This is a genomic window from Corallococcus sp. CA049B, from assembly GCF_003611685.1.
Lineage (GTDB): Bacteria > Myxococcota > Myxococcia > Myxococcales > Myxococcaceae > Corallococcus > Corallococcus coralloides.
Map to the genome: position 1 here is coordinate 1 of NZ_RAWC01000325.1, position 7,351 is coordinate 7,351.

The window sequence follows — 7,351 nt, forward strand, 5'->3', positions numbered from 1 at the left end:
CCGCCCCCCTGTTCTCCACGCCGCCCTCCCGGGCTGGCTGACACCCAGAGGGTCAAACACCCTGAGTCGTGTTTGACCCCAATGGGTCCCATGGGTCTACAATGACCTTGCCCCTTTTTGTCATGTCATTGAAAAAGGACGTGATTGCCGGGGTTTATCCAAATCTCCGGTTTGGCAAGGCCATTGCAAATGTCGAACTCCGGAAAGTCCATGGGAACCCTCGGAGCTCAAGCGCAGGCGCAGGACCCGGTCGCCCGAGGGCGGCTGCTGCTCGTGGACGACGAGGAGAACATCCTCAAGTCCATCCGGCGGGTGCTGCGGCGCGGTGAGTGGGACATCGAGACGGCGACGGACGCCGAAGCGGGACTGCGCACGCTGGAGCGCTTCCAGCCGGAGGTCGTCATCTCCGACTTCCGCATGCCGGGGATGAACGGGGTGGAGTTCCTCACCCAGGTGAAGCTCCAGGCGCCGCGCGCCCAGCGCATCATGCTGACGGGGCAGGCGGATCAGCAGGCCATCGAAGAGGCCATCAACCGCTCCGAAATCTTCCGCTTCATCTCCAAGCCCTGGAACGACAGCCACCTGGTCCTCACGGTGAAGAGCGCCTTCGAGCAGTACGCGCTCCACGCGGAGAACGACCGGCTCTACCGCGTCACCCAGGAGCAGAACGCGGAGCTCAAGCACCTCAACGCGGACCTGGAGGAGCGCGTCGCGCTGCGCACGCGCCTGCTCTCCACGGCCAAGCGCGAGTGGGAGCTGTCCTTCGACTGCATGGAGACGCCGCTCGCGGTGGTGCGCGCGCGGGACTTCGCGGTGCGCCGGGCCAACGTGGCCTACGCGCAGGTGGCCCGCCGCTCCATCGAAGAGGTGCCTTCGGACGTCCCGTGCCACCAGTACCTCTTCGGCCGGGACACGCCGTGCGCGGGCTGCCCGCTGCCCTCCGCCATGGAGACGGGCAAGGGCGCGCGCGGGGAAGTGCAGCAGGGCGGGCGCAGCTACGTGGTGGCCGCGTACCCGTTCGCGGGGGACGACCGCGCGGTGTGCACCTACCGCGACGTCACCGAGGAGCAGGCCATGACGCGCCGGCTCATCGAGACGGAGAAGATGGCCGCGGTGGGCCAGCTCGCGGGCGGCGTGGCGCACGAAATCAACAACCCGCTGGGCGGCATCCTCGCCTTCGCGCAGCTGATGTCCCGCGACGCGGGCCGCAGCGAGAGCGACCTGGAGTCGCTGAAGCTGATTGAAGAGAGCGCGCTGCGCTGCAAGCGCATCGTGGAGAGCCTGCTGAAGTTCAGCCGGCACAGCCGCGTGGAGGACCGCCGCCTCTTTGATTTGTCCAAGTGCGTGGAGGACGCCGCGGTGCTCTTCCGCGCGCAGCTCAAGTCCATGCCCAAGGTGGAGCTGAATCTGGGCCTCAAGGACGGGCTGCCCAAGGTGTACGGCGACCCCGGCACGCTCGCGCAGGTGGTGCTCAACCTGCTGCAGAACGGCCTCCAGGCGCTGCCCAACGCGGAAGGGCGCCTGTCCCTGGAGACGGGGCGCGAGGGCGACCGGACCTTCTTCGCGGTGAAGGACACCGGCTCGGGCATTGAAGAGAAGCACCTGCCGCGCATCTTCGAGCCGTCCTTCACCACCAAGCCGCCCGGCGAGGGCACCGGCCTGGGGCTGTCCATCGCCTATCGCATCGTCCAGGACCACGGGGGCACCTTCCATGTGGATACCCACGTGGGTCAGGGCTCCCGCTTCACCGTCTACCTGCCTATTCCCCTGCAGCTCGAGAGGTTGCCGTGAACCAAGTCAAGCGCGCCAAGGTCCTCGTTGTGGATGACGACTCCGTCGTCCTCAAGGCCGTCACCCAGATCCTCCAGCGGGAAGGACACCCGGTCGTCGCCATCGACGACGCGGTGGAGGGGCTCGCGGCGGCGAAGGATCCGTCCATCGACGTGGTCGTGCTCGACATCAAGATGCCGCACCTGTCCGGCATGGACCTCTTGCGCGCCATCAAGGCGGACCGCCCGGACGTGGAGGTCATCATGATGACGGCCTTCGCCACCGTGGAGACGGCGGTGGAGGCGGTGAAGGCGGGCGCGTACGACTACCTCACCAAGCCCTTCGAGAACATCGACGAGGTCAGCCTCACGGTGGCCAAGGCCGCCGAGCGCAAGGCGCTGAAGGACCGCACCCGCGCGCTGGAGGAGGCCCTCACCGCGCGCAGCCAGTTCGAGGACCTCATCGGTCAGTCCTCGCAGATGCGCGCCGTGTTCAAGCTGGTGGAGACGGTCAGCCACTCCACCGCCACGGTGCTCATCCAGGGTGAGAGCGGCACGGGCAAGGAGCTGGTCGCCCGCGCCATCCACTACCGCAGCGCGCGCCGCGACAAGCCCTTCGTCGCCGTCAACTGTTCGGCCCTGTCGGAGACGCTGCTGGAGAGCGAACTCTTCGGCCACGTGAAGGGCAGCTTCACCGGCGCCACCGGCAACAAGAAGGGCCTCTTCGAGGCGGCCGACGGCGGCACCATCTTCCTGGACGAGATTGGCGACGTGCCCCCGGCCACCCAGGTGCGCCTGCTGCGCGTCCTCCAGGAGGGGGAAGTCAAGCGCGTGGGCGCCAACGAGCCCGTGAAGGTGGACGTGCGCGTCATCGCCGCCACGCACGTGGACCTGTCCCGCGCGAAGGAGCAGGGCAAGTTCCGCGAGGACCTCTTCTATCGCCTCAACGTCATCACCATCGACCTGCCGCCCCTGCGCGACCGCCCGGAGGACGTGCCGCTGCTCGCGCACCACTTCCTCAAGGTCTACGCCGCCAAGGCGGACAAGAAGGTCACCGGCATCAGCCCGCGCGCCATGGAGGCGCTCACCTGCAACCGGTGGACGGGCAACGTGCGCGAGCTGGAGAACGTCATCGAGCGCGCGGTGGTGCTGACGGCCAACGACGCCATCGACGTGGAGGACCTGCCGCCCGGCTTCCAGGCCGCGCCCCAGGCCGACTCGGCGGTGGAGGTGTTCAGCCTGGCGCACCTGCCGTACGCCCAGGCCAAGCGCCTGGCCATGCGCGCCTTCGAGCGCCGCTACCTGTCCGCGCTGCTGGAGAAGAACAACCACAACGTGTCCAGCGCGGCGCGCGCGGCCGGCGTGGACCGCTCCAACTTCCGCCGCCTGCTCAAGCAGTACGAAGTGGCCGGCCGCAGCATGAAGCCGCGCTCGCCCAAGGGCCCGGACGCGGACAACGGCCCCGGCCCCGCGCTGGAAGCCGTGTCCTGATGCAGTCCCGTGGGAGGACGGTTCAGCCGTCCTCCCCGGGTTCGCGCTCGCCGCGCCGCGCGGCGAGCTGCTGCTGGATGGCCTCGTAGCGCTCGGACAGCTCCGCCTCGAAGCCGTTGCGCGTCGGGGTGTAGAAGCAGCGCGAGCGCAGCGCCTCGGGCAGGTAGTCCTCCGGGACGTAGTTGCCCTCGAAGTTGTGCGGGTACTTGTACCCGCCACCGTACCCCAGCGACTTCATCAGCTTCGTGGGCGCGTTGCGCAGGTGCATGGGCACCGGCAGCGCGCCCTCCTTCGTCACGGCCTCGCGCACGGCCGCGTACGCGGCGATGACGGCGTTCGACTTGGGCGCCAGCGCCAGGTACGTCACGGCCTGGGTGAGGGGCAGGGTGCCCTCCGGCAGGCCCATGAGCTGGAAGGCCCTCAGCGCGTCCACCGCCACGCCCAGCGCGCGCGGGTCCGCGTTGCCCACGTCCTCGGACGCGAAGATGACCATGCGGCGGAAGATGAAGACGGGGTCCTCGCCCGCCTCCAGCATGCGCGTCATCCAGTACAGCGCGGCGTCCACGTCGCTGCCGCGCATGGATTTGATGAACGCGCTGACGACGTTGTAGTGCTCCTCGCCGCCCTTGTCGTAGAGCAGCAGCTTCTGCTGGAGCGCTTCTTCCGCCACCTTGCGGTCCACCGCCGTGCGGCCGTACGCCGCCGCGGCCTCCAGCGCGGTGAGGGCCTTGCGCGCGTCCCCGCCCGCCGCGTCCGCGATGAACTCCAGCGCCGCGTCGTCCACGGCCACCTTGCCGCCCAGGCCCCTGGGGTCCGCGACGGCGTGGCGCATGACGGCGATGAGCTCCTCCTGCTCCAGCCCGCGCAGGGTGATGACGCGGCAGCGGGACAGGAGCGCGGCGTTCACTTCAAAGGACGGGTTCTCCGTGGTGGCGCCAATCAGCGTGACGGTGCCCTTCTCCACGTGGGGCAGGAGCGCGTCCTGCTGCGACTTGTTGAAGCGGTGGATTTCGTCGATGAACAGGAGCGTGCGCTGGCGGTTCAACTTCCAGCGGTCCTGCGCGCGGGCCACCGTCTCGCGGATGTCCTTCACGCCCGCGAGCACGGCGGACATCGTCTCGAAGGCGGCGCCGGTGGAGCGCGCGACGAGCTGGGCGAGCGTCGTCTTGCCGGTGCCGGGCGGGCCCCAGAGGATGAGGCTGGGCACCTGGTCGCTCTCCAGCGCGCGGCGCAGGAAGCGGCCCTCGCCGGTGAGGTGCTCCTGGCCCAGGTACTCGCTGAGCGAGGTGGGGCGCATGCGCTCGGCGAGCGGCGCCAGGACGGCCTGTTCCTTCTGGCTGGCGTGGTCGAAGAGGTCCATGGGGCCTCCAAACCTAGCGCCCTGTCCGCCCAGTCGCGCACCCTTGTGATGTCCGGGGCCGAGCAGGTGCGTCATTTTCCTGGGGAGGACGGTTGGCCGGCTGGACTAGAACCCGGGGGGCGTGCAGACCCTCGTCATCGTCGCGAAGCGAGACACCCCGCAGGCCGTCGCCCTGGCGGCGGAGATTCAACAGCGCCACCCGGACCTGACGGTGCTGGCGGACCGTGCCCTGGCGCATGCGCTGAACTGGCCGCGCATCGAGGACCGGGAGTTGGCGGCCCGCGCGGACCTGGTGGTGGTGCTGGGCGGTGACGGCACGCTCATCTACGCGGCGCGCCTGCTGGGCGGGCGCAACGTGCCCATCATCGGCGTGAACCTGGGCAGCCTGGGCTTCATGACGGAAGTGTCCGTGGAGGAGCTCTTCAGCCGGCTGGACGACGTGCTGGCGGGGAACTTCCACGTGGACTCGCGGATGAAGCTGTCCTGCCGGCTGCTGCGCGGGGGCAAGGTCCTCATTGAGGATGAAATCCTCAACGACGTGGTCATCAACAAGGGCGCGCTCGCGCGCATCGCGGACCACGAGACGTCCATCGACGGGGTGCCCATCACCATCTACAAGTCGGACGGCGTCATCCTGGCCACGCCCACGGGCTCCACGGCGTACTCGCTGTCCGCGGGCGGCCCCATCGTGCACCCGTCGGTGGACTGCACCATCCTGTCGCCCATCTGCTCGCACGCGCTGACCCAGCGGGCCATCGTGGTGCCGGCGGACCGCACCATCCGCGTCACGCTGAAGAGCGAGACGGCGGACACGTACCTGACGCTGGACGGGCAGACGGGCCACTCGCTCCAGGGCGGGGACTGCATTGAAGTGGTGCGCTCGCCCAACCGCGTGGGCCTGGTGCGCAACCCGCGCGTGGCCTTCTTCACCATCCTCCGGCAGAAGCTCCACTGGGGTGAGCGCTGAGGCTTTCGCGCCCTTCCGGTGGGGCTCCCCTCGGGGGTGAGCGGTGGGGTAGCGTCCGGCCCGTGACGACGGGTGGGCACACGACGCGTTTCGGCAAGTACGAGCTGCAGGAGCGCCTGGGCGCGGGCGGCATGGCCGTGGTGCACCGCGCGCGCTACACCGTGGCGGAGGGCGTGTCCCGGTCCGTCGTCATCAAGCGCGTGAGGGACCCGTACGCGCAGGATCCCGCCTTCGTGCGGATGTTCCTCAACGAAGCGCGCATCTCCATGGGGCTGTCGCACGGCAACATCGTCCAGGTCTTCGACTTCGGGCAGGAGGCGGGGGAGTACTTCCTCGCCATGGAGTGGGTGGACGGCCAGCCCCTGTCCAAGGTGCTCAAGCGCCTGAAGCTGAAGGGGATGGCGCACCTGCCGGCGCCGCTGGCCGTGCAGCTGATGGTGGAGGTCTGCAAGGGCCTGCACCACGCGCACACGCGCCGCGATGAGGAGGGCCGCCCGCTGGGGCTGGTGCACCGCGACGTGTCGCCGGACAACGTCCTGGTGAGCTACGAGGGCGAGGTGAAGCTCACCGACTTCGGCATCGCGAAGGCGCAGTGGGCCGGGCGGCAGGACACGGACGCGGGCGTGGTGCGCGGCAAGTTCCTCTACCTGTCGCCGGAGCAGACGCGAGCGGAGGCGCTGGACGCGCGCTCGGACGTGTACACGGCCGGCGTCGTCCTCTTCGAACTGCTCACCGGCCGCAGGCCCGCGGAGGGGGACCAGGCCTCGGTGATGGAGCGCATCGCCACGGGCGACCTGACGCCCCCGCACGCGCACGTGCCGGACCTGGATCCGTCGCTGGGGGCGCTGGTGTCGCGGGCGCTGGCGTTGAGGCGGGATGACCGCTTCACGAGCGCGGAGGACTTCCAGCGCGCGCTGGCGGAGTGGCTCGCGTACCGGGCGCCGCTGTTCCCCGCGTCCACGCTGCGCCACCTGATGGCCTGGCTGTTCGAGGAGGAGCTGAAGCTCGCGGGCCAGCCGCCGCGGATTCCGGAGTCCTTCCTGCGCCAGGTGGCGGTGTGGACGGGGGAGGGCGGCCCGGCGGGAATGGACGAGCCGGGGCGGGCGTCCGCGGTGCACCGCGCGCACGCGGAAGCGTTCCCGGAGGAGGACGTGCCCGGGGCGCTGGTGGGCGGAAGCCCCGCGGCGGACATGGGCGCGGGCGTGCCCGGCTGGGTCTGGGCGGCCGTCATCGCGGCGGCGGTCGTCTTCTTCGTGGGGCGGGCGGTGATGCCCGACCTGTCGGAGCCCCGCTCGCGCAAGCTCCAGGTGGTCTCCGTGCCGCCGGGCGCGGAGGTGCGCTGGGACGGCAAGCAGGTCGGGATGACGCCGACGGTGCTGAGCGTCGCTTCGGGAGAGGGCTCGCACCAGCTGGAGCTGCGGTTCGTGGGGTACCAGCCGTGGGCGACCACCGTGTCGCAGGCCGCCGTGCCGGAGCGCGTGCAGGTGTCGCTGGAGCGGCTGCCGCCTCCGCCCCCTCCGCCGGAGCCGGTGGTGGATGCACGGGTGCCGGAGCCTCGGAAGGCGGGCACCCGGACGCAGGGCGTGCCGAGCGTCAACGCCCGGAGCGAATCGCACGAGGCCCTGGATTGGATTTCAGACTCCCCGGGCGCGGGGGCGGAGTACACGCTGGGCGTGGAGCTGCTCGTGGCGGGCAAGCCAGGGCAGGCCAGCGGGAAGTTCGGGACGTGCCTGCGGCTGCTGGAGACGGCCGCGGAGTGCCATC

5 protein-coding genes are annotated in these 7,351 nt (G+C 70.1%); 4 read left to right on the forward strand and 1 reads right to left on the reverse strand.

Features of this window, described 5'->3' with window-relative positions; genetic code table 11:
- Window positions 1–210 precede the first annotated feature (210 nt).
- On the forward strand, window positions 211–1,791 hold the full coding sequence (locus tag D7W82_RS37370; protein ID WP_120622845.1) for an ATP-binding protein: 1,581 nt from the start codon (window positions 211–213) through the stop codon (window positions 1,789–1,791).
- Window positions 1,788–3,260, forward strand: coding sequence for a sigma-54 dependent transcriptional regulator (locus D7W82_RS37375; RefSeq protein WP_120622846.1), 1,473 nt, complete (start codon window positions 1,788–1,790; stop codon window positions 3,258–3,260). The genes D7W82_RS37370 and D7W82_RS37375 overlap by 4 nt, the downstream gene beginning before the upstream one ends.
- A gap of 22 nt (window positions 3,261–3,282) precedes the next feature.
- On the opposite strand, the gene D7W82_RS37380 is transcribed toward D7W82_RS37375, so the two are convergent.
- Window positions 3,283–4,620 carry a replication-associated recombination protein A gene (locus D7W82_RS37380; RefSeq protein ID WP_120622847.1) on the reverse strand — a complete coding sequence of 446 codons (1,338 nt, stop codon included), beginning with the start codon at window positions 4,618–4,620 and terminating at the stop codon, window positions 3,283–3,285.
- A 121-nt stretch (window positions 4,621–4,741) separates the two neighbouring features.
- On the opposite strand from D7W82_RS37380, the gene D7W82_RS37385 reads away from it, so the two are divergent.
- Together D7W82_RS37385 and D7W82_RS37390 are read left to right on the forward strand one after the other, a co-directional pair.
- On the forward strand, window positions 4,742–5,587 hold the full coding sequence (locus tag D7W82_RS37385) for an NAD(+)/NADH kinase (protein ID WP_120622848.1): 846 nt from the start codon (window positions 4,742–4,744) through the stop codon (window positions 5,585–5,587).
- Window positions 5,588–5,649: 62 nt separating this feature from the next.
- The coding region (locus D7W82_RS37390) for a serine/threonine-protein kinase (protein WP_120622849.1) at window positions 5,650–7,351 on the forward strand (1,702 nt) is incomplete at its 3' end.

What these genes read in the sequence shown, in the direction of transcription:
- D7W82_RS37370 (WP_120622845.1), top strand. Translation starts at nt 211, where the DNA reads ATGGGAACCCTCGGAGCTCAAGCGCAGGCGCAGGACCCGGTCGCCCGA.
- D7W82_RS37380 (WP_120622847.1), bottom strand. Translation starts at nt 4,620, where the DNA reads ATGGACCTCTTCGACCACGCCAGCCAGAAGGAACAGGCCGTCCTGGCG.